This is a genomic window from Bacillus sp. CIS52, assembly GCF_053545315.1.
Map to the genome: position 1 here is coordinate 321,975 of NZ_JBIUFR010000001.1, position 19,417 is coordinate 341,391.

Sequence of the window (19,417 nt, forward strand, 5' to 3'; positions counted from 1 at the left end):
TTATAAGAATAAACGCTGGATATCGTTCCATGTGACAACCAGCATAAGAAGCATTAAGAAAGCTACGCCGATAAATACGACAAATGCTTCCTTGTCACGGTTAATCGGCTTACCGCGGATTGCTTCAATGAATAAAAACAGCAGCCGTCCGCCGTCAAGCGCCGGGATCGGCAGCAGGTTGACGATTCCAAGGTTGATGCTTAAAAATGCCGCAAACTGGAATAGATTGATGATGCCGGTTTTTGCAACCTGATCCGTCATATCATAAATCCCCACAGGACCCGAAAGCATATCAAGCTTAAACTGGCCTGTCACGATTTTGCTTAAGTTGGTCAGGATCGCCTTTGTGACATCAACAGTAGATGTCGCGCCGTAAGCGATCGCTGCGAACGCGCCTTTTTCAGTCGGCGCATAAGAGCCGAAGCGGCCGATTGTTTTTTTGTTTTCATCTTTTACGGCTTCAGGGGTAACCGAGATATGAAACGATTTGCCGTCCCGTTTGACGGCGACATCGATTTTTTTCCCGGGATTGTCTTTTACCGCTGTCACGATGTCAGTCCATGACCGCATTTTTTCACCGTTAATGCTCTGGATATAGTCGCCTTCTTGTAAACCGGCAGCCGCAGCACGTCCATTGTCTGTCAGCTTCCCGAGCTCAGGCTGATTCGAAGGCACGCCCTGAATAAATCCAAGCATGACGAGAATGACATACGCTAAGATGAAATTCATAATCGGACCGGCAGCAATCGCCTTAATCCGTTGCCATACGGGTTTTGACCCGAATTGACGGTTGTAAGGCGCAATCTGCACTTCTTCTCCGTCTACGATGAAAAAAGAGGTCTGGCTGACGGTAAAGGCCGCCAGCTCATCTTCTTTCCCCTGCTCGTACCCGGTAATCTTCATTTCGTGCTCAAGATCAGCCGTCTCTACCTCGATAATTAAAGCGTCGGGGTATTTTTCCTTTTGATTAATGATGACTTTTTCCACTTCGTCGTCTTTATTAAAAAGAAGACCGACGGTATAACCCGGTTTGACTTCAATCATCTCCGGATCTTCACCGGCCATGCGGACGAACCCGCCGACCGGAAGGAGCCTGATCGTATACACGGTTTCATTCTTTTTAAATGAAAAGATTTTGGGCCCGAAACCGATCGCAAACTCGCGGCAAAGGATTCCCGCTCTTTGGGCGAGCAGTAAATGCCCCAGCTCATGGAAGAAAACGAGCGTTCCGAAAATAATAATAAACGCGATAACTGTATTCACGAACATACCACCTTATGTGAGTATTGAATTAACGTATCCCCGGGTGTCTTTGTCCACTTCTTGGATATCCGCAAGACTCGGATCCTGAATTACGCTGTGGCGGTTCAATGCTTTTTCAATCAGATCTTCAATCGTTAAGAACGAAATCCGTCCGCCAAGAAAAGCGGCAACTGCTTCTTCATTAGCCGCATTTAAAACCGTCGGCATCGTTCCCCCTATTTTACCTGATTCAAAGGCAAATTGTAAGCAGCGGAACCTTTCAAAGTCAGCTTTCGCAAAATGGAGGCTTCCGATCTCCCATAATTCAAGCCTTTTTGTTTCAGGCAGAGGCAGCCGGTCCGGATATGTCAGCGCGTATTGAATCGGCACCCTCATGTCCGGATTTCCGAGCTGGGCGATGACGCTTCTGTCGTGAAATTCAACCATCGAATGAATGATGCTCTCCTTATGTAAAACAACGTCAATCTGTTCATACGGAATGTCAAACAGCCAATGCGCTTCAATGACTTCAAGCCCTTTATTCATCATTGTAGCCGAGTCAATCGTAATCTTTGCACCCATCGACCAGTTCGGGTGATTAAGGGCGTCGGCAATCGTTACAGACTCAAGCTCCTGCCGCGTTTTATCTCTGAAACTGCCTCCGGATGCTGTAATGATCAGACGCTCGATATTTTTGCTCTGTTCGCCTTGCAGCGCCTGAAAAATAGCGGAATGTTCGCTGTCGACCGGAAGAAGAGGAACGCCGTATTGTTTTGCGTGTCCTTTCACTATATGCCCGGCAGTGACGAGAGTTTCCTTATTTGCAAGGGCAATTGTTTTTTTCTGTTCAATCGCTTTCAAAGTCGGAATTAAACCGACGCTTCCGAGCAGCGCATTGACCACGATATCCACTTCATCCATGACTGCCGCTTCAATCAGGCCTTCTTCTCCGATGCCGATTTGACATTCATGAGAAAAAGACGCCTCTTTCACTTTTTGATATGTATCCATGTCGCCGACTGCTACATATTTCGGCTGAAACGTTCTGATCAACGGTATCGCTTTCTCGGCATTTTTACCGAAAGTCATCGAGACGAGACGGAATTGATCTTGATGCATGCGCAATACGTCTAACGTCTGCTCTCCTATTGATCCTGTTGCTCCTAAAAGACAAATATTCTTCAAAATGCCACTCCCATTCTATGCGTCCAGATCGGTCTTGTTTTCATATTAGCCTTTCTCATGAAAAAAGCGCAAGCAGAAAGTATAAGAACGGCATGACAAACAAAAAGCTGTCAAATCGATCTAAAATGCCGCCGTGCCCTGGAAGGATTTTTCCCGAATCCTTCACATCATAGTGCCGCTTAAGCGCTGATTCAACCAAATCCCCGATCTGTCCGAAAACAGACAGAACAAGCGTGATGACCAAAAGAATCGGGTATGAAATCGGAAGGTGCGCAAACAGCTGGAAAACAGCCGTAAAAATAAGAGCGATCGCAATACCGCCGAGAAACCCTTCCACCGTTTTGTTGGGGCTGATTTCGGGCCACAGCTTCCGCTTCCCGAGCGACTTTCCGACGAAATATGCGCCCGAGTCCGTTGACCATATGACAACGCAGGCATAAAAGATATACAAAAGCCCGTTTGTTTCAATGTTTCTGATTTCAATAAAATAATGAAAACACAGTCCGATATATACCGTCGCGAGGACGATGAACCCGACTTCGTCAAACGTAAAGGTGTTTTTCACAAGCACCGTATAGCTGAGAAGTATCAGTACGGCGAAAATCGTCACTTCCATTTTCGCGTCAAAAAAATGATACTCATCCGGCATCATATACAGCCATAACAGCAAGAGGCTGATCAGCCCCGGAAAAGAAAAAAATCTGAGCTTTTTCATCCGCAAAAGCTCAAAAAGCGCTATACTTCCCATCACGTAAACAAATATGGTGAACGGCAATCCTCCGAAAATAACCAAAAATAAAAATAGTGCCGCTGCCAAAACACCCGTTAACAATCTTTGTTTCATTTCCACCATCCTCTAAATTCCGCCAAACCTCCGGCCCCGCTGCTGAAATTCTCCCACTGCCTGCAGAAAGTGATCTTCTTTAAAATCGGGCCACAGGACATCTGTAAAAACAAATTCACTGTAAGCCACCTGCCAAAGCATAAAATTGCTCAGTCTGATTTCTCCGCTCGTTCTGATAAGGAGCTCCGGATCCTGAAGTGATTCTGTCATTAAATGCCCGGAAAAGAGCGCTTCATCAATGTCTTCGATATTCAGCGTGCCGCTTTTCACCTGTTCGGCCAATGCTTTTGCCGCATTGACGATTTCCGTGCGCCCGCCGTAGTTCAAAGCGAAATTGAGAATCAGCCCGTCATTTTGTTCTGTATCTTTTACGGCCTTCTCAATCGCCCTGTACGTATGAGAAGGGAGCGCAGATTCATCTCCGATAATTTTCACCTGTACATTTTCCTCTATTAATTCAGGAAGGTACGTATTCAGGAACTCTTCCGGAAGCTTCATTAAAAAGTCGACTTCCATCTTCGGGCGCTTCCAGTTCTCCGTGGAAAACGCATAAAGCGTCAAAACTTTGACGCCGAGCTGATTTGCGAGCTTTGTCACCCTTTTTACCACTTTCATTCCTTCATGATGTCCGGCAATCCGCGGAAGTGAGCGTTTCTTCGCCCAGCGCCCGTTTCCGTCCATAATAATGGCGATGTGTGCGGGAATTTCACCCTTCAGTATGTCTTCTTTTGTATACCGTTCTAAGTTGGAAGCCGCATTCTGCTGATTCTTCCAATTTTTGAGTATGTTGAGCATGAGATTCCTCCGTCACCCAAAAAGGTTGCATTGCTGATGATCAATGTAATCAACAGTATTAACAAAAAAACCCCCTGTAAACATGAGAGGGTCTTTTCACATTATCTATTGTACATAGTTTTTCATTAAACTTCCATGATTTCTTTTTCTTTGTCCTTTGTGACGCTGTCAATTTTTGACACATATTCATCTGTCAGCTTTTGAACGTCTTCACTGGAAGCACGAAGCTCGTCTTCTGTAATGTCTCCGTTTTTCTCAAGCTTCTTGAGTTCATCATTGCTGTCACGGCGGACATTACGGACTGCTACTTTCGCTTCTTCCGCATATTTTTTCACGACTTTGACAAGTTCTTTACGTCTTTCTTCCGTCAGAGCCGGGATCGCGATACGGATAATTGTGCCGTCACTTGTCGGAGTTACGCCAAGATCAGCTTTCAGGATCGCTTTTTCAATATCGCCGATTGCTGTTTTGTCATACGGTGTGACAACAAGCATACGCGCTTCAGGCACATTGATGGAAGACAGCTGGTTTAAAGGTGTTTGGGCACCGTAGTATTCTACTGTCACTTTATCCAATAGAGACGGGTTGGCACGTCCTGCGCGGACTGACGCCAATTCCCGTGAATAAGCGGCAACCGCTTTTTCCATGCGTTCTTTTGTTTGTGTTAATACTTCGTTTGACAACGTTATTTCCCCCTTACGATCGTTCCGATTGATTCGCCGATTACGGCACGCTTAATATTTCCTTCTTCCATAATAGAAAAGACGATCAGCGGAATATCATTATCCATACATAGTGAAGAAGCCGTAGAATCCATGACTTCCAGCCCGTCTTTTAACACATCGAGATAAGATAATTGTTCGTATTTAACGGCTGACTCATCTTTTCTGGGATCAGCATTATACACACCGTCGACATTATTTTTCGCCATTAAGATCACATCCGCTTCGATTTCAGCGGCACGCAGCGCTGCGGTTGTGTCCGTAGAGAAATAAGGGTTTCCTGTTCCCGCGGCAAAAATCACAACGCGTTTTTTCTCCAGATGGCGGATGGCTTTTCTTCTGATGTAAGGCTCAGCGACCTGACGCATTTCAATTGATGTCTGCACTCTGGACTGGATTCCGAGAGTTTCAAGACTGTCCTGCAGGGCAAGTGAGTTCATGACAGTGGCAAGCATGCCCATATAATCGGCAGTCGCACGGTCCATTCCTAAGTCACTGCCTGTTTTTCCGCGCCATAAGTTGCCGCCGCCTACGACTACGGCCACTTCGACGTCAAGCTCAGCGATTTCTTTTACCTGTTTAGCTATGGATTGGATGACAGTCGGATTAATCCCGTTTCCCTGTTCTCCTGCCAACGCTTCTCCGCTAAGCTTTAAAACGATACGATTGTATTTTGGTTTTTCCATAATAACCTCCAAGTGTAAACATTGCCGTTTCCTATTATGCAAGAGAAAAAAAAGTTTGTAAATATAGTTTTAAAAATAGGGAACACAAGTAGTGTCCCCTATACTGCCTGAAAAGCCGCGAAAGATTCGCCGAGGCTTTCCGCCATTATTTTTTCACTTGGTTCATAACTTCTTCAGCAAAGTTTTCTTGGCGTTTTTCAATACCTTCTCCAACTTCGTAGCGGACGTAAGTTTTAACAGATGCGTTTTTCGCAGCGACAACTTGTTTCACTTTTTCGTCTGGGTTTTTAACGAAAGCTTGGTCTAATAAGCAAATTTCTTCGAAGAATTTGTTCAGACGGCCTTCAACCATTTTAGCTACGATGTTTTCCGGTTTGCCTTCTTGAAGAGCTTGCTGAGTCAGGATCTGACGCTCGTGGTTTGCTTCTTCTTCAGACACTTGGTCGCGTGAAATGTAACGAGGATTTACCGCCGCAACATGCATTGCGATGTCTTTTGCAAGATCTTCGTCAGTTGTTCCGCTAAGAACAGATAATACGCCGATGCGGCCACCCATGTGAAGGTAAGCACCGAACGCTTCGCTGTCTTCTTTTGTAAGAACAGCAAAACGGCGAAGAGTGATTTTCTCTCCGATTTTAGCAACGTTGCTTGTGATGTATTCTTCAACAGTAGAACCGTTTTCCATCTTTTGTCCCATTGCTTCTTCAAGATCAGCAGGAGCGTTTGTAAGAAGGTGGTCAGCAAGCGTGTCCAGAAGCTCTTTGAAGCCTTCGTTTTTCGCAACGAAGTCAGTTTCAGAGTTTACTTCTAAGATAACGCCTTTGTTGCCGTCAGTTTTAATAAGAGTAGAACCTTCAGCAGCGATACGGTCAGCTTTTTTAGCTGCTTTCGCAATTCCTTTTTCTCTCAGAAGGTCGATTGCTTTGTCCATATCTCCGTCAGTTTCAGTCAACGCTTTTTTACAGTCCATCATACCAGCGCCTGTTTTTTGACGCAGTTCTTTTACCTGCTGTGCAGTAATAGCCATTTAAATTCCTCCTTATATGTGTAAACAAGATATGTATAGATACATTTTTCTTGAAAAAAGGTGATAAAAGGCAGTCCCTCTTATCACCTTTTGATTAGGTTACGCAGTTGTCGTTTCTGTTTCAGGTGCAGTCTCTTCAGCAGCTTCCGCTTCTTCTTCGCCTTGCTTCGCTTCTAAGATTGCATCTGCCATTTTAGAAGTAAGAAGTTTGACAGCGCGGATTGCGTCATCGTTTGCAGGGATTACGACATCAATTTCATCAGGATCACAGTTTGTATCTACGATTCCGATGATAGGAATGTTCAATTTGCGAGCTTCCGCAACAGCGATGCGCTCTTTGCGAGGATCGATGATGAATAATGCATCAGGAAGACCCTTCATGTCTTTAATTCCGCCGAGGAATTTTTCAAGACGCTCTAATTCTTTTTTCAATTGAACAACTTCTTTTTTCGGAAGTACTTCAAACGTACCGTTTTCTTGCATTTTTTCAATGTCTTTAAGACGTTTAATACGTTTTTGGATTGTTTCAAAGTTTGTTAATGTACCGCCCAACCAGCGTTGGTTGACAAAGTACATGCCAGAGCGCTGAGCTTCTTCTTTAACAGAATCCTGAGCTTGTTTTTTTGTTCCGACGAAAAGGATTTTTCCGCCTTCAGCAGCAAGATTTTTAGTGAAGTTGTAAGCTTCCTCTACTTTTTTGACTGTTTTTTGAAGGTCAATGATGTAGATTCCGTTACGCTCCGTGAAAATGTAACGCTTCATTTTTGGGTTCCAACGGCGTGTTTGGTGACCGAAGTGAACACCAGCTTCAAGCAATTGCTTCATAGAAATGACTGACATGTTATTTCCTCCTAATATAATGGTTTTTTTTCCTCCGCTTAAGTCATTTTTGTACAGAACTGCCGCCTGCAGCACCCTCTGCATAAATCGTTAAGCGTGTGTATTTAACACCAAGACATAATATAACACAGCTTTATGCGACAATCAAGAATCCTTTACAGCTTTGCCGCGAAATTTTAAAAACAGCTCGATTTCTGTCTTACCGCTCTTCATCCGTTTGGCAATTTCCGCGGGAGTGAGCCCCTGTTCATATAATTCTGCAACGCGTTCTTCAAACGAATGCGCGCCGCTGTTTTCCTCACTTTCGGCCTGTTCCGTTGCACTGATGAGTTTTTCCATGTGATCCGGAATATCAGGCTCTTTTTGCGGTTTGACGGGCCGGGATTCCGTGTCTTCTGCGTCCGGCGCTTGATCAGCCCGGTTTTTGGCATCTTCGAGTCTTTCATTTTCTTCTTTTAACTCAAGCAGAAACGCAGCAAGGGTGTTTTCCGTCTCTTCAAGAATCTTCTTCTGCTGACGCTCCGTCTCCTTGAGGGCTGAAAACCTCGTATACAGAATAATGACAGCATAAAGCAGTATGCCGTGAAGCACAAAGCTCAAAAGCCATAATAGTGTTGACATGTTTTTCACTCGCTAACCATGAGTTCATTATTGAATTACTTTTTCAAGCAGATGCTTTAATTTAAACAGCGCCTTTGAATGAATCTGCGAAATCCGAGAGGTCGAAAGATTCAGGACTTGTCCGATTTCGGTCAGTGTCAGTTCTTCTTTATAAAATAAGCTGACGACAAGCTGTTCTTTTTCAGAGAGCTCGTGAATTTTGCCCGCAAGCTGGGCGATCAGCTCGTCCTTCATGATTTTTTCTTCCGGCGGCACATTTTTGTCATCTCTGATCATGACTTGAATATTCTCACCGTCATCCTGGTCGTGAAGCTTTTCATCAATTGATAAGAGATTGGCAAAAAACCCTTCATTCATCGTTGATACTACGTCCTGCTCCGTCATCCCCAGTTCTTCTGCGATCTCTGAAGGCGTCACATTCCGAAGGTAGCGCTGTTCAAGTTTTTCGATCGCCGCTTCGACTTTTTTTGTCTTCTCCCGTGAAGTTCTGGGCAGCCAATCTTCTTTACGCAGCCCGTCGATGATTGCACCGCGAATTCTAAACGAGGCATAGGTATCAAATTTTAAATCCCGGCCGGGGTCAAATTTTTCTAGGGCATCATATAAACCAAGCATACCAAGGCTCATTAGATCGTCTTTATGCACCGACTTCGGCAGTCCGACGGAAATTCTGCCGACATGATATGTGACCAGCGGCATGTAACGGCGCATTAAATCATCACCGGCTTTAGGATCTTTCCACTCTTTCCAGCGCGACCAAAGCACCTGATCTTCATAATTCAAGGATTGCATTGTTATCCCCCTACCTCATACCTTAATTAAATCGTTGTTTCACCTTGTTTAACAGTTCGGATGTGCAGCATGCAGGACTTTGGCTCAAATTCAATCGTCCGGCCGCTTGAGCCGCCGGTATCTTCACTGATGACCGGAATGTTATACAATGAAAGCTGCTCTTTAATGGCCGCTACGTTCCTTGGGCCGATTTTCATCAGATCGTTTGTCATTTTAAACTTAAACATCTCGGCTCCCCCGGCGAGTTTTGCCTTCAGGGCAAACTTGCGGCATCCGGCTTTCAAAAGCATGTCAATCGTCGTCTTTACGGCGGTGTCTGCATATTTTGCGCGGTTCAGTTCCGCCGTTTTCGATAAACCGGAGTCCGGAAGCATCACGTGAACGAGTCCCGCCGTTTGTTTGTCTTTATCGTATAAAACCAGTCCCACGCATGAACCGAGACCCGAAGTCCGGATTTTATCCGGATAACGCGCGATTTGAACATCCGCAATCCCCACTTTAACAACTGCGGCTTCCGCACGGCTCATAAAGCCGCACCCAATGAGACGAAGAGCTTTTCAAAAGAATCATAGTCCGGAAGCATAAACATATGGGCTTTGAGCTCCTGCCGGCTGCCTTGGTCAAAAATAGAAGTATCCACGACAATGGCATGTTCCCCGACTTGGCTGAGCTCCATCAGCCCTTCACTGATAACCGCACCGAACATATCCAGTGAGATTTCCGGCACACTCGGATAAATCTCAAGCTTCGTCAAATCAGCCAATGCCGTTAAATAGGAACCTGCTAAAATATTGCCGAACTCATGTAAAGCAGAAGAACTCAAATGATCTTCACCCAACTGGTCAATATCAAAATCCGGATTTCCGATCAGCTCTCTGATAAACTGTTCCGCTTGATCAAAAGGCATGATGAGAAAGATAGAACCGGTCATGTCGCCTTCCATTCTTAAAAAGATACTGGCGACCGGCGTTTCGGCACCTCCGAAAAAATCAGCGAGCTCATCAAATGTCAATAAGGTCGCAAACGGCACTTCCATATCTATCTTTCTGTTCAGCAGCTGAGCCATGGCAGAGGCTGAGTGACCCGCCCCGATATTTCCGACTTCCCGCAAAATATCCATCTGCTCTTCTTTGATCGCTTCAAACTTACTCATGTTGTCTTATCCCCTTTAAGCATTCGGCTCTCCGGATGCAGATGCAGAAGCACCTTTATCCAGCACCGCATGCGCATCGATAATATTGAGGAGCCTGTTATCTTGCTTGACGATCTGTTTAATCCACACATCCGCTTCCTTTGTCTGGCTTTCAGGCGCGGATTCAATTTCATTTTCATGCACGGTGATGACGTCATTAGCCTCATCCACAACCCACCCGACATCGGCGTCGCGGTAAGAAATAATGATAATCCGCGTCTCTTCTGTGATCTCCTGTTCAGGCTGGTTCAGACGTTTTCTTAAATCAAGAACCGGCGTAATCACCCCGCGCAGATTGATAACACCGCGGATATAAGGTTCCACACCCGGGACTCTCGTCGGTTTTTGCCACTTTTCAATTGATTTCACCTGGGAAACTGAGATAGCGTATTCTTTCCCGTTTATCATAAACACAATCATTTTTTCACCTGTTTTGATTTCAGCAGTCATAAGGGCACCTCCTCGTGTCGTTTTAGTAGATCAGCGCATTGCAATCAATAATCAGCGCCACTTCTCCGTTTCCGAGAATCGTAGCGCCGGAAATCGCAAAGACGTTCGTTAAATAGTCTCCGAGTGATTTCAGTACGACTTCCTGCTGGCCGATAAAAGAGTCCACGACAAAAGCAGTAGATTTATCGCCCTTTTTCACGACGATCACATGGAACTGATCCGCATCCTGTTTTGAATCCGTAATACCGAATTCTTTTTTCAGGTAGACAATCGGAACAATCTGTCCTCTGAAATCAATCACTTCTCTGTCATGCGTCTGCAGGATATCTTTCTTTTCGATCACAGCCGTCTCTATAATAGAAGAGATCGGTATCGCAAATGTCTCTTCTTCAAGTTTAATGAGAAGAACGGAGATAATTGAAAGTGTCAGCGGAAGCTGAATACTGAAAAGAGAACCTTGGCCTTCCGCGGATTTGACACTGACCGAGCCGCCGAGTGATTCAAGTTTGTTTTTCACAACGTCCAGGCCGACACCCCGGCCCGAAATATCAGAAATTTGATCGGCAGTCGAGAAGCCCGGAGCAAAAATAAGCTCGTAAATCTCATTATCTTCAAGCGTTTCAGCATCACGTTCGGTGATGACATTTCGTTCGAGCGCTTTTTCGAGAATTTTCTTTCTGTTCAGGCCGGCCCCGTCATCTTCAACCTCAATAAAGACATGGTTTCCGCTGTGATATGCCTTAAGTACGACATGGCCAGATTCCGGTTTTCCTTTATTCACCCGCACTTCAGGCGCTTCGATGCCGTGATCGATGCTGTTTCTGATTAAATGGACAAGCGGATCGCCGATTTCATCAATCACCGTGCGGTCAAGCTCTGTTTCAGCGCCGATGATGGACAATTCAATTTTCTTATTTAATTCCTTTTGAAGCTGGCGGATCATTCTCGGGAAACGGTTAAAGACGGTTTCTACCGGAACCATCCGCATATTCAGAATAATAGATTGAAGGTCTCCTGAGATTCTGGTCAGGCGTTCAACGGTTTCAGTCAATTCATTGTGATCAAGCTCTTTGGCGATCTGCTCAAGACGTCCGCGGTCAATGACAAGCTCTTCAAAAAGGTTCATTGAAGAATCCAGTCTTTCAATGTTGACACGAATCGTTTTCGAGCCGCTGTGATGCTTCGGCTGTTCTTCCGTTTTCGCTTGCGGGTTCGGCTGCTTTTCAGCCTTTTTAACCGGAACGTCCTTCACCGGTTCAGCTGCTTGCGGTTTTTCAGCTGTTTTTAACGGCGCACCGACAGAAACTTCGACGTTCTCCACTTCTGAAATGCCGCTGATGAGGTCTTTAATTTCCTCAGCAGACTGCTTTGTCAAGAAGCACACCTGAAAATCCGTTCCGAAATCTTCCGTCTCAAGCACTTCCGCAGCTGGTATCGTTTTTGCGACTTCACCCGCTTCATTCAGCTTTTCAAATATCATGTACACGCGCACGGCTTTGAGCATGCAGTTTTCATTCAGGGAAACCGTTATTTCATAGCGGCTGAATCCTTGCTCTTCTGCCTCTTCGATGACAGTCCGTTCGAACTCATCATAATTCCATTCAGCTGAAGCCTGTTTCGTTGAAGCCGGCGGTTCTGCTGTTTCAGCTGAAGCGGCAGTCTCATGCACCGCGTTTACATCGAGCTTTGCGCTCACTTCAGAAATATCACGTTTGCCGTCTCCTCCGTCAATAATGGACTGCACCATCTCTTCAAGATGATCCAGCGCTTCAAACAGCACATCCAGCCAATCTGATGTGACCGGCATCTCTCCGTTGCGGATGGCGTCCAGCACATTTTCCATCAAGTGAGTTAAATGCGCCAGATCAGTATATCCCATCGTTGCGCTCATGCCTTTCAGCGTATGGGCAGCTCTGAAGATGTCATGCACAATCTGAAGGTCTGACGGATCTTTTTCCAACAGCAGCAGCTTTTCGTTACATGTCTGTAAGTGCTCTTTACTTTCATCAATAAAGACATCTAAATATTGATTCATATCCAATTGATTCACACCCTCTCTTTTTTCACACATCCGGTGATGGATGCCGCGATTTCTTCCACATGTTTAATTTCATGAATGAGGCCCGCTTTTATCGCTGACTTCGGCATCCCGAACACAACACAGGATTCGTCGGATTCCGCAATCGTTTTAACGCCGCCTGTTCTGAGCATTTCTTTTACGCCTTCGGTTCCGTCGCTGCCCATACCGGTCATAATAACGGCTACCTTTTCATAATCGGACAATCGGCTTGCCGAACGAAACAAATAATCGGCCGACGGTTTATGCCGGCTTTCCGTATCATGAACGTCAAGAATGATGCGGAGCCTTCCGCCTTCCTCGGCAACCGTCATATTTTTTCCGCCGGGCGCGATGTACACCCATCCGTCTTTCGCCTCTTCACCGTTTTCCGCTTCTTTGACCTGAATATCTGACAAATGGTTGAGTCTGTCTGCAAGTGAAGCGGTAAAGCCTTCAGGCATGTGCTGCACGACAAATACAGGCGCCTGTAAATCCTTCGGCAGCTTCGGAATCACCTTTTGCAAAGCCCGCGGTCCGCCTGTAGAGGTCGCAATGAATACGGCCTGCTTAGCAGATTTTGCTTTCGGCCTCTCAAATCCCACAGCAGCCGGACGTTCCGGGGTGAGGGGCTCTTTCACCGCCGGCTCAGTTTCTTTTGCGAAGGACAGTCCCGCGGCAATCACCCTTTCAATCAGCTGTTCTTTAATTTTATAAAGATCAAGTGAAATCGCCCCGGAAGGCTTGGTGATAAAATCAAAAGCGCCCATTTCCAGGCAGTTGATCGTTCGGTCTTTTCCTTGCTGCGTCTGACTTGATACCATGATAACGGGAAGTTTGTATATGCTGATGATTTTCCGCAATGTATCCGTTCCGTTCATGACCGGCATTTCAATATCAAGTGTGACAACATCCGGCTTGAGAAGCTCTATTTTTTTCAGCGCCTCTTCTCCGTTTCTGGCTGTCCCGATGACTTCTATCTGTACTTCCGCAGCCAGAAAATCGGTAATCATTTTTCTCATAAAAGCTGAGTCATCAACGACAAGCACACGAATCACTGTAAAGTCCTCCTCATTAAAAAAGAAGATAATCTCTCAATAAATGCCGGTTTCTCTTCTCTTGGTTTGTTTTCTTCCGTTTGAAACAAGACATCCGTCAGAAGACGGACGGACCTGCTGGCTTTTGCTTGAGGACTTTTTATTAAAAAAGGCACCTGGTCAATGACAGCTTGACTTACCAGCGGATCATCCGGGATGGAGCCGGCGAAACGCACCTCCACGCCTAAAAACGTGTGAATCGCGTAAGAAAGGCGGCTGTATGTGTCCAGCGCCTGTTTTTGGGCCCGGGCGCGATTGACGGCAATGTTTATGGTCAGCCGCTCATCCGCGAGGGTGAGATGTTTGATCGCGCTGTAGGCATCCATAATTGCCGTCGGCTCAGGCGTTGTCACGGCGAGAATGTCTTCCGCCGATAAAATAAACGGCAGCTGTTCTTTTGAAAGTCCCGCTCCCATATCAAACAGAACGTAATCAAAATCGCTTAATACAGCGGAAAGACCATTCATAAATGCTGACCACTTCTCTCTGTCAGCTTGATAAATCGCCTCAAGCCCCGTTCCTCCGGATATGTAGTGAAGGCCTTTCGGACCGGAGGACAGTGATTGAGCCAACGCGTACCGATTCTCCATCACATCAATAATAGTGCGGGTAGGTGCCGCACCGATCAGCACCTCAATGTTGCCCATCCCGATGTCAAGATCAATGATGAGTGCTTTTTTTCCTTTTTCCTGCAGGGCAACGGCCATGTTTAATGTTAAATTAGATTTTCCGACGCCGCCTTTGCCGCTGATGACGGCTAATGTCTTCGCTTTTTTCTCATAAAGCTCCGGCTTGATCATTTGCCGCTGTCTCATTTTCCTTCTTAATGACTCTGCCTGATCGGGTTTCATGCCAAAAGCATCCTTACAAACTCTTTTGGTGAAGCCGATAGGATGTCTTCAGGCACATCCTGTCCATTTGTCAAATAGGCGGCGCCGATTCTTGATTCCGACAGCACTTGAAACACGGAGCCAAGTGAGGCGGTTTCATCCGTTTTCGTAAAAATGAATTGATTGACCGGCACACCGGAAAATTGTTTCAGCACCTGTTTCATATCTTCATATTTTGCAGATGAAGATAATACGAGAAAGGATTGTAAGCCTGCTTCAAACGGAATCATCTCTTGCAATTCCGTAATATACTGCTCTTCTTTAAAGTTTCTTCCGGCTGTATCAATGAAAACATGGTCATATTCAGCGAATTTTTCCTGCGCTTTCAGACAGTCTTCCTTTGAATAACATACTTCAAGAGGAGCCTGAAGCAGTTCCGCATATGTCTTCAGCTGTTCGACTGCGGCAATCCGGTAAGTATCCGTCGTCATAAATGCAATTTTTTTGTGCTCTGTCAGCGTTGATGCGGCTGCAAGTTTTGCAAGTGTGGTCGTTTTGCCGGCCCCGGTTGAACCGAAAAGCACGACGTATTTTGATTGAATCCCTTCCTGCCACCTGTCTGCTGAGGGGAGTTTTTTCACTAACAAATCCTGCAGTTTCAGGCTGACATTGTCTTCAGTTAAATCACCGGCGGCAATCGAAGAACGTAGCAATTCACTCAAAACGGCGTTTTGCGTATGATCAGGAAGACCTGCTTGCTTCAGTAGTCTCTCAGCTTTTTTTATTGGTTCGGGGAGCACTTCTTTATAACGCGCCAGATCACCGGATGTACCATGATCCGGAAGATGCGGCGGCTGAACAGGCTCGGCTTTTTTCGCCGTTTCCGTCTTTTTCATGTCTTCACCGGGAGCCGGCGGCGTTTTTCTCGTTTCCCTGACGTCACGATCTAAAACGGCGACCACTTCAACAGCCGGCTGCGACCGCAGCCCCAGCCATTTTCGCTTCTTTACTTGTTTGGAATGTAAAATGACGGCATCGTTGCCGAGTTCCTTTTTAATTTGCTTCGTTGCATCCTGCATTGAAGCGGCTGTAAATTTTTTTATTTTCATTAAATATCCACCACTCCAATGCTCTGTACTTCAACGTTTGCTTCCAGCTCATTATAAGAAAGAACCGGAAGATCAGGGAAATAGCGTTCTAACAGCTGTTTTACATACATTCTGACAGCAGGCGAACAGAGAAGAATCGCCGTCTCCTGCCGGATGGAAAGCTGCTCGGCCTCTTTAGCGACAGAACGGATGATACTGTCTGAAACCTCAGGATCAAGCGACAGGTAATTGCCCTGTTCAGTCTGCTGCACGCCGTCTGCAATTGCTTTTTCGACCCGGCCTGAGCATGTGATGACTTTCAGCGTTTCATGCTCTCTCGCATATTGGGCCGTGATTTGTTTGGCGAGCGACTGTCTCGCGTATTCCGTCAAAAGATCTGAATCGGTCGTTAATCTTCCGTAATCGGCAAGTGTTTCAAAAATGGTCACCAAGTTTCTGATTGAAACTTTTTCTCTCAGCAATTTAGCAAGCACCTTTTGAATATCGCCGACAGAAAGAGGATTTGGCGTGACTTCCTCAACAAGCACGGGATAATTTTCCTTCAGATGATCGATCAGCTGCTTTGTTTCCTGTCTGCCGACCAGTTCATGGGCATACTGCTTAATTTTTTCCGTAATATGCGTAGATACGACTGACGCCGGATCAACAACTGTATACCCCAACATGTCCGCTTCATCTTTCGCAGCTTCGCTGATCCATTTTGCGGGAAGCCCGAATGACGGTTCAATCGTTTCAATTCCTTCAATCACGTCATCTTCAGGCGTCGGCGACATCGCTAAGTAATGATCAAGCAGGAGCTCTCCTTTAGCGACTTCATTGCCTTTAATTTTCAATCTGTATTCATTCGGCTGAAGCGCGATATTATCCCTGATGCGCACAACCGGAATGACAAGCCCTAATTCAAGCGCCAGCTGGCGTCTGATCATGACGATGCGGTCAAGAAGATCACCGCCCTGCCCCGCGTCTGCGAGCGGCACCAGTCCGTATCCGAACTCAAATTCAATCGGATCAATATGTAAAAGCTGCACAACGCTTTCCGGGCTTTTCAGTTCATCCGCCTGAGCCTCTTCTTCAAGAATTTCTTCCTCTTCTTCGCTCGGCTTATCCGTTTTGGACAGCTTATAAGCGCCGAATGCAAGCAGACCGGCAATCGGACCCGTCAGCAGAATGCCGATCGGCGTGAGAAGACCAAGCAAAAGAACAGTTCCCGCGGCTACATATAAGAGCTTCGGATAAGCGAACAGCTGGCCTGTAATATCATGACCGAGGTTCCCTTCAGATGCCGCTCTCGTCACGACAATCCCCGTAGCCGTTGAAATAAGCAAAGCCGGCATTTGAGAAACAATACCGTCACCGACCGTCAGCATTGTAAAGTGAGAAGCAGCTTCTTGTATGCTCATCCCCTGCTGCAGCATGCCGATTACGATCCCGAAAATAATATTGATCATCACGATGATGATACCCGCGATCGCATCCCCTTTGACAAATTTGCTCGCACCATCCATCGCGCCGTAAAAATCCGCTTCCCGGGCGACTTTTTCACGTCTGTGTTTCGCGTCCTGCTCCGTAATCATGCCGGCGTTTAAATCCGCGTCAATACTCATTTGTTTTCCGGGCATCGCATCGAGCGTAAATCTCGCCGCCACTTCCGATACCCGCTCGGCGCCTTTTGTAATGACGATAAACTGAATAATAATCAAGATAATGAAGACAACAAGCCCTACCAGCACATTTCCGCCGACAACGAAATTCCCGAATGTCTCAACAACCTTTCCCCCTTCTCCGTGAGAAAGAATCGAACGAGTCGTCGACACATTGAGCGCAAGCCGAAACAGCGTCAATAACAGCAGCAATGACGGGAATATCGAAAATTGCAGCGGTTCTTGCATATTCATTGTGGTGAGAAGCACGATCAACGCAAGAGAGATATTAATGATGATCAATATACTTAACAACCATGGAGGGAATGGAATCACCAGCATTGCCACAATGAGGACAACACTTATTAAAACCGATAAATCTCTTGTTGACATGCTGTTTTTCTCTCCTTTTGAATCTGAAATTCACTATACTTTTTGTTTTGTTTTATAGACATAAGCCAAAATTTCCGCAATGACTTTGAAAAACTCTTCCGGCACGGCCTGGTCGATGTCAACCTGATCATATAACGCACGCGCGAGCGGCCTGTTTTCAATCGTCATGACATCATGTTCTTTGGCAATCTGCCTGATTTTTAATGCGAGATGATCGACCCCTTTGGCAACAATATAAGGGGCATCCATTTTCTTTTCATCATATTTTAGAGCGATCGCATAGTGGGTCGGGTTGGTAATGATGACGTCAGCTTTCGGCACTTCCTGCATCATTCGCCTCATCGCCATTTCCCGCTGCTTCTGCTTAATTTTGGACTTGATAATCGGGTCGCCCTCCGATTTTTTGTATTCATCTTTTATATCCTGCTTTGACATTCTGATGTTTTTCTCATAGTCAAAACGCTGATATAAGTAATCGAGCCCGGCCAGCAGCATTAAAGCCCCTGAGCCCGCAAGCCCCATCCAAAGAGTGAGCTTAGATACGAATGTGAGCACTTCCGCAGGCGTTAAAAGCGGAAGGCGGAGAATATCGCCATAATGCAGCCAGAGCACCATAAAGGCGGCAAAACCGACTACGGCAATCTTCAAAATCGATTTAACCAGTTCAACAATCGCCCTCATGCTGTATATCCGCTTAAATCCTTTCAGCGGGCTGAGCTTGTTCAGGTCAGGTTTGAGAACTTCTGCAGAAAACAGAAAACCCACCTGCATGTAGTTGCTCACGACACCTGCCACAAGCGCGACCAGCATAATCGGCGCGAGGATGAGGCTGATATCTTTCACTGTATCCACAAAAAGCTCATGCACGTTAGACGCTGACAGATCTAATGCTATCGATTTCGTATAAAACGTTTTAATAAAGGACAGCAGCCTGTCCCGCATGTAAGGGCCGAGCGCGATCAGCGAAAGAAAGATAATCAGTAAAGAAACGGCTGTATTCACATCCGTACTTTTCGGGACCTGACCTTTCTTTCTTGTATCTTTTCGTTTTTTCGGGGTGGCTTTCTCCGTTTTTTCACCGGCAAAGAATTGCAGATTCAGTCTGAGTCTCATCACGTCACACCGACCAATGCCAATAAATTTCGCATTGTTTCAACGGTAAGGCTGAAGATATTGCGGACGAGGACAAACATCACCGCCATACAAACGATCAGCATAATAAAACTCACGGCTATTTTCAGAGGAAGCCCGACAACGAAAACGTTCAGCTGCGGCACCGTTCTCGCCACAATGCCAAGCGCCAAATCAACTAAAAACAGACTGGCCACAACCGGCGCAGACATTTGAAAAGCGATAATAAACATGGCATTGAAGCTTTTTGCGATAAAAAGTCCAAAGTGCTCATTTCCAAACGACGGAAATGCCTGATCAAGCGGAATATACTGAAAGCTGTAATAAATCCCGTCCAATAATAGATAATGGGCGTTTACGCTGAGCATAAATAACAGTGCCAGTGTATAAACGAATTGGCCGATCAGCGGGCTTTGCGTTCCTGATTGCGGATCAATGACATTCGCGATGGAAAAACCCATCTGAAAATCAATAAAGGAACCCGCGATCTGAATGGCTGCCAGCATCATGAAAGCAATCAGCCCGAGGCTCAAGCCTACAACGGCCTCTTTTATGACAAGCAGCATATACTGTTCCCCTATGTCAACTGACGGCGCATGTTTCAGCGTACTGAAGCAGATCACCGAAAGAAAGAAAGCAAACCCGATTCGGTGAACCGCCGGCAGGTTCCGGTGCCCGAATATCGGCACCGTTACAAAAAAAGCAGAAATTCTAATAAAAACCAATAAAAAAGCGGGAAATAAATCAATGATGGAATTCATTTGA

20 protein-coding genes are annotated in these 19,417 nt (G+C 45.9%); all 20 read right to left on the bottom strand.

Annotated elements, in window-relative coordinates:
• Positions 1-1,269: an RIP metalloprotease RseP gene (gene rseP, locus ACH32G_RS01020; protein WP_095240712.1), complete on the bottom strand. Its 1,269-nt coding sequence runs from the start codon at positions 1,267-1,269 to the stop codon at positions 1-3.
• 6 nt (positions 1,270-1,275) lie between these two features.
• Positions 1,276-2,427: a 1-deoxy-D-xylulose-5-phosphate reductoisomerase gene (dxr, locus tag ACH32G_RS01025; RefSeq protein ID WP_045926447.1), complete on the bottom strand. Its 1,152-nt coding sequence runs from the start codon at positions 2,425-2,427 to the stop codon at positions 1,276-1,278.
• Positions 2,428-2,482: 55 nt separating this feature from the next.
• On the bottom strand, positions 2,483-3,280 hold the full coding sequence (locus ACH32G_RS01030) for a phosphatidate cytidylyltransferase (protein ID WP_188154051.1): 798 nt from the start codon (positions 3,278-3,280) through the stop codon (positions 2,483-2,485).
• 3 nt (positions 3,281-3,283) lie between these two features.
• Positions 3,284-4,066 (bottom strand): isoprenyl transferase, encoded by a 783-nt coding sequence (locus ACH32G_RS01035; RefSeq protein WP_016936096.1) that lies wholly within the window; start codon positions 4,064-4,066, stop codon positions 3,284-3,286.
• Positions 4,067-4,191: 125 nt separating this feature from the next.
• Positions 4,192-4,749, bottom strand: a complete 558-nt coding sequence (frr, locus tag ACH32G_RS01040; protein ID WP_016936097.1) for a ribosome recycling factor — start codon at positions 4,747-4,749, stop codon at positions 4,192-4,194.
• A 2-nt stretch (positions 4,750-4,751) separates the two neighbouring features.
• Complete coding sequence (gene pyrH, locus ACH32G_RS01045) at positions 4,752-5,474, bottom strand: UMP kinase (RefSeq protein WP_016936098.1); 723 nt, start codon at positions 5,472-5,474, stop codon at positions 4,752-4,754.
• Positions 5,475-5,619: 145 nt separating this feature from the next.
• Positions 5,620-6,501, bottom strand: a complete 882-nt coding sequence (gene tsf / locus ACH32G_RS01050; protein ID WP_047474979.1) for a translation elongation factor Ts — start codon at positions 6,499-6,501, stop codon at positions 5,620-5,622.
• Positions 6,502-6,600: 99 nt separating this feature from the next.
• The gene (rpsB, locus tag ACH32G_RS01055; protein ID WP_047474981.1) at positions 6,601-7,341 is read right to left on the bottom strand and encodes a 30S ribosomal protein S2; all 741 of its coding nucleotides are present in this window, start codon (positions 7,339-7,341) and stop codon (positions 6,601-6,603) included.
• 144 nt (positions 7,342-7,485) lie between these two features.
• On the bottom strand, positions 7,486-7,962 hold the full coding sequence (locus ACH32G_RS01060; RefSeq protein ID WP_188154050.1) for a DUF6115 domain-containing protein: 477 nt from the start codon (positions 7,960-7,962) through the stop codon (positions 7,486-7,488).
• A gap of 27 nt (positions 7,963-7,989) precedes the next feature.
• A complete protein-coding gene (gene sigD / locus ACH32G_RS01065) occupies positions 7,990-8,754 on the bottom strand; it encodes an RNA polymerase sigma-28 factor SigD (protein WP_003154217.1) in 765 nt (254 codons plus the stop codon).
• Positions 8,755-8,780: 26 nt separating this feature from the next.
• Positions 8,781-9,281, bottom strand: a complete 501-nt coding sequence (gene cheD / locus ACH32G_RS01070) for a chemoreceptor glutamine deamidase CheD (protein WP_016936101.1) — start codon at positions 9,279-9,281, stop codon at positions 8,781-8,783.
• Entirely contained in the window at positions 9,278-9,907 is a 630-nt protein-coding gene (cheC, locus tag ACH32G_RS01075; RefSeq protein ID WP_014417781.1) for a CheY-P phosphatase CheC, read from the bottom strand. The genes cheD and cheC overlap by 4 nt, the downstream gene beginning before the upstream one ends.
• A gap of 15 nt (positions 9,908-9,922) precedes the next feature.
• On the bottom strand, positions 9,923-10,396 hold the full coding sequence (gene cheW / locus ACH32G_RS01080; protein WP_188154049.1) for a chemotaxis protein CheW: 474 nt from the start codon (positions 10,394-10,396) through the stop codon (positions 9,923-9,925).
• Positions 10,397-10,418: 22 nt separating this feature from the next.
• A complete protein-coding gene (gene cheA, locus ACH32G_RS01085) occupies positions 10,419-12,437 on the bottom strand; it encodes a chemotaxis protein CheA (RefSeq protein WP_188154048.1) in 2,019 nt (672 codons plus the stop codon).
• 5 nt (positions 12,438-12,442) lie between these two features.
• The gene (locus ACH32G_RS01090; protein WP_188154047.1) at positions 12,443-13,510 is read right to left on the bottom strand and encodes a protein-glutamate methylesterase/protein-glutamine glutaminase; all 1,068 of its coding nucleotides are present in this window, start codon (positions 13,508-13,510) and stop codon (positions 12,443-12,445) included.
• A complete protein-coding gene (locus tag ACH32G_RS01095; RefSeq protein ID WP_448813909.1) occupies positions 13,507-14,400 on the bottom strand; it encodes a MinD/ParA family protein in 894 nt (297 codons plus the stop codon). The genes ACH32G_RS01090 and ACH32G_RS01095 overlap by 4 nt, the downstream gene beginning before the upstream one ends.
• Positions 14,397-15,488 carry a flagellar biosynthesis protein FlhF gene (locus tag ACH32G_RS01100; protein ID WP_415272748.1) on the bottom strand — a complete coding sequence of 364 codons (1,092 nt, stop codon included), beginning with the start codon at positions 15,486-15,488 and terminating at the stop codon, positions 14,397-14,399. Before ACH32G_RS01100 ends, ACH32G_RS01095 begins: the two co-directional genes overlap by 4 nt.
• A complete protein-coding gene (gene flhA / locus ACH32G_RS01105; RefSeq protein WP_016936108.1) occupies positions 15,488-17,521 on the bottom strand; it encodes a flagellar biosynthesis protein FlhA in 2,034 nt (677 codons plus the stop codon). Before flhA ends, ACH32G_RS01100 begins: the two co-directional genes overlap by 1 nt.
• Before the next feature lie 33 nt (positions 17,522-17,554).
• Positions 17,555-18,634: a flagellar biosynthesis protein FlhB gene (gene flhB, locus ACH32G_RS01110; RefSeq protein ID WP_016936109.1), complete on the bottom strand. Its 1,080-nt coding sequence runs from the start codon at positions 18,632-18,634 to the stop codon at positions 17,555-17,557.
• Positions 18,634-19,413: a flagellar biosynthetic protein FliR gene (gene fliR / locus ACH32G_RS01115; protein ID WP_016936110.1), complete on the bottom strand. Its 780-nt coding sequence runs from the start codon at positions 19,411-19,413 to the stop codon at positions 18,634-18,636. The genes flhB and fliR overlap by 1 nt, the downstream gene beginning before the upstream one ends.
• Positions 19,414-19,417 lie beyond the last annotated feature (4 nt).

Bases quoted from the DNA above. Each gene is read 5' to 3' on its own strand.
- rseP (WP_095240712.1), bottom strand. From the start codon at position 1,269: ATGTTCGTGAATACAGTTATCGCGTTTATTATTATTTTCGGAACGCTC.
- ACH32G_RS01030 (WP_188154051.1), bottom strand. From the start codon at position 3,280: ATGGTGGAAATGAAACAAAGATTGTTAACGGGTGTTTTGGCAGCGGCA.
- ACH32G_RS01035 (WP_016936096.1), bottom strand. From the start codon at position 4,066: ATGCTCAACATACTCAAAAATTGGAAGAATCAGCAGAATGCGGCTTCC.
- pyrH (WP_016936098.1), bottom strand. From the start codon at position 5,474: ATGGAAAAACCAAAATACAATCGTATCGTTTTAAAGCTTAGCGGAGAA.
- tsf (WP_047474979.1), bottom strand. From the start codon at position 6,501: ATGGCTATTACTGCACAGCAGGTAAAAGAACTGCGTCAAAAAACAGGC.
- rpsB (WP_047474981.1), bottom strand. From the start codon at position 7,341: ATGTCAGTCATTTCTATGAAGCAATTGCTTGAAGCTGGTGTTCACTTC.
- ACH32G_RS01060 (WP_188154050.1), bottom strand. From the start codon at position 7,962: ATGTCAACACTATTATGGCTTTTGAGCTTTGTGCTTCACGGCATACTG.
- sigD (WP_003154217.1), bottom strand. From the start codon at position 8,754: ATGCAATCCTTGAATTATGAAGATCAGGTGCTTTGGTCGCGCTGGAAA.
- cheD (WP_016936101.1), bottom strand. From the start codon at position 9,281: ATGAGCCGTGCGGAAGCCGCAGTTGTTAAAGTGGGGATTGCGGATGTT.
- cheC (WP_014417781.1), bottom strand. From the start codon at position 9,907: ATGAGTAAGTTTGAAGCGATCAAAGAAGAGCAGATGGATATTTTGCGG.
- cheW (WP_188154049.1), bottom strand. From the start codon at position 10,396: ATGACTGCTGAAATCAAAACAGGTGAAAAAATGATTGTGTTTATGATA.
- ACH32G_RS01095 (WP_448813909.1), bottom strand. From the start codon at position 14,400: ATGAAACCCGATCAGGCAGAGTCATTAAGAAGGAAAATGAGACAGCGG.
- ACH32G_RS01100 (WP_415272748.1), bottom strand. From the start codon at position 15,488: ATGAAAATAAAAAAATTTACAGCCGCTTCAATGCAGGATGCAACGAAG.
- flhA (WP_016936108.1), bottom strand. From the start codon at position 17,521: ATGTCAACAAGAGATTTATCGGTTTTAATAAGTGTTGTCCTCATTGTG.
- flhB (WP_016936109.1), bottom strand. From the start codon at position 18,634: ATGAGACTCAGACTGAATCTGCAATTCTTTGCCGGTGAAAAAACGGAG.
- fliR (WP_016936110.1), bottom strand. From the start codon at position 19,413: ATGAATTCCATCATTGATTTATTTCCCGCTTTTTTATTGGTTTTTATT.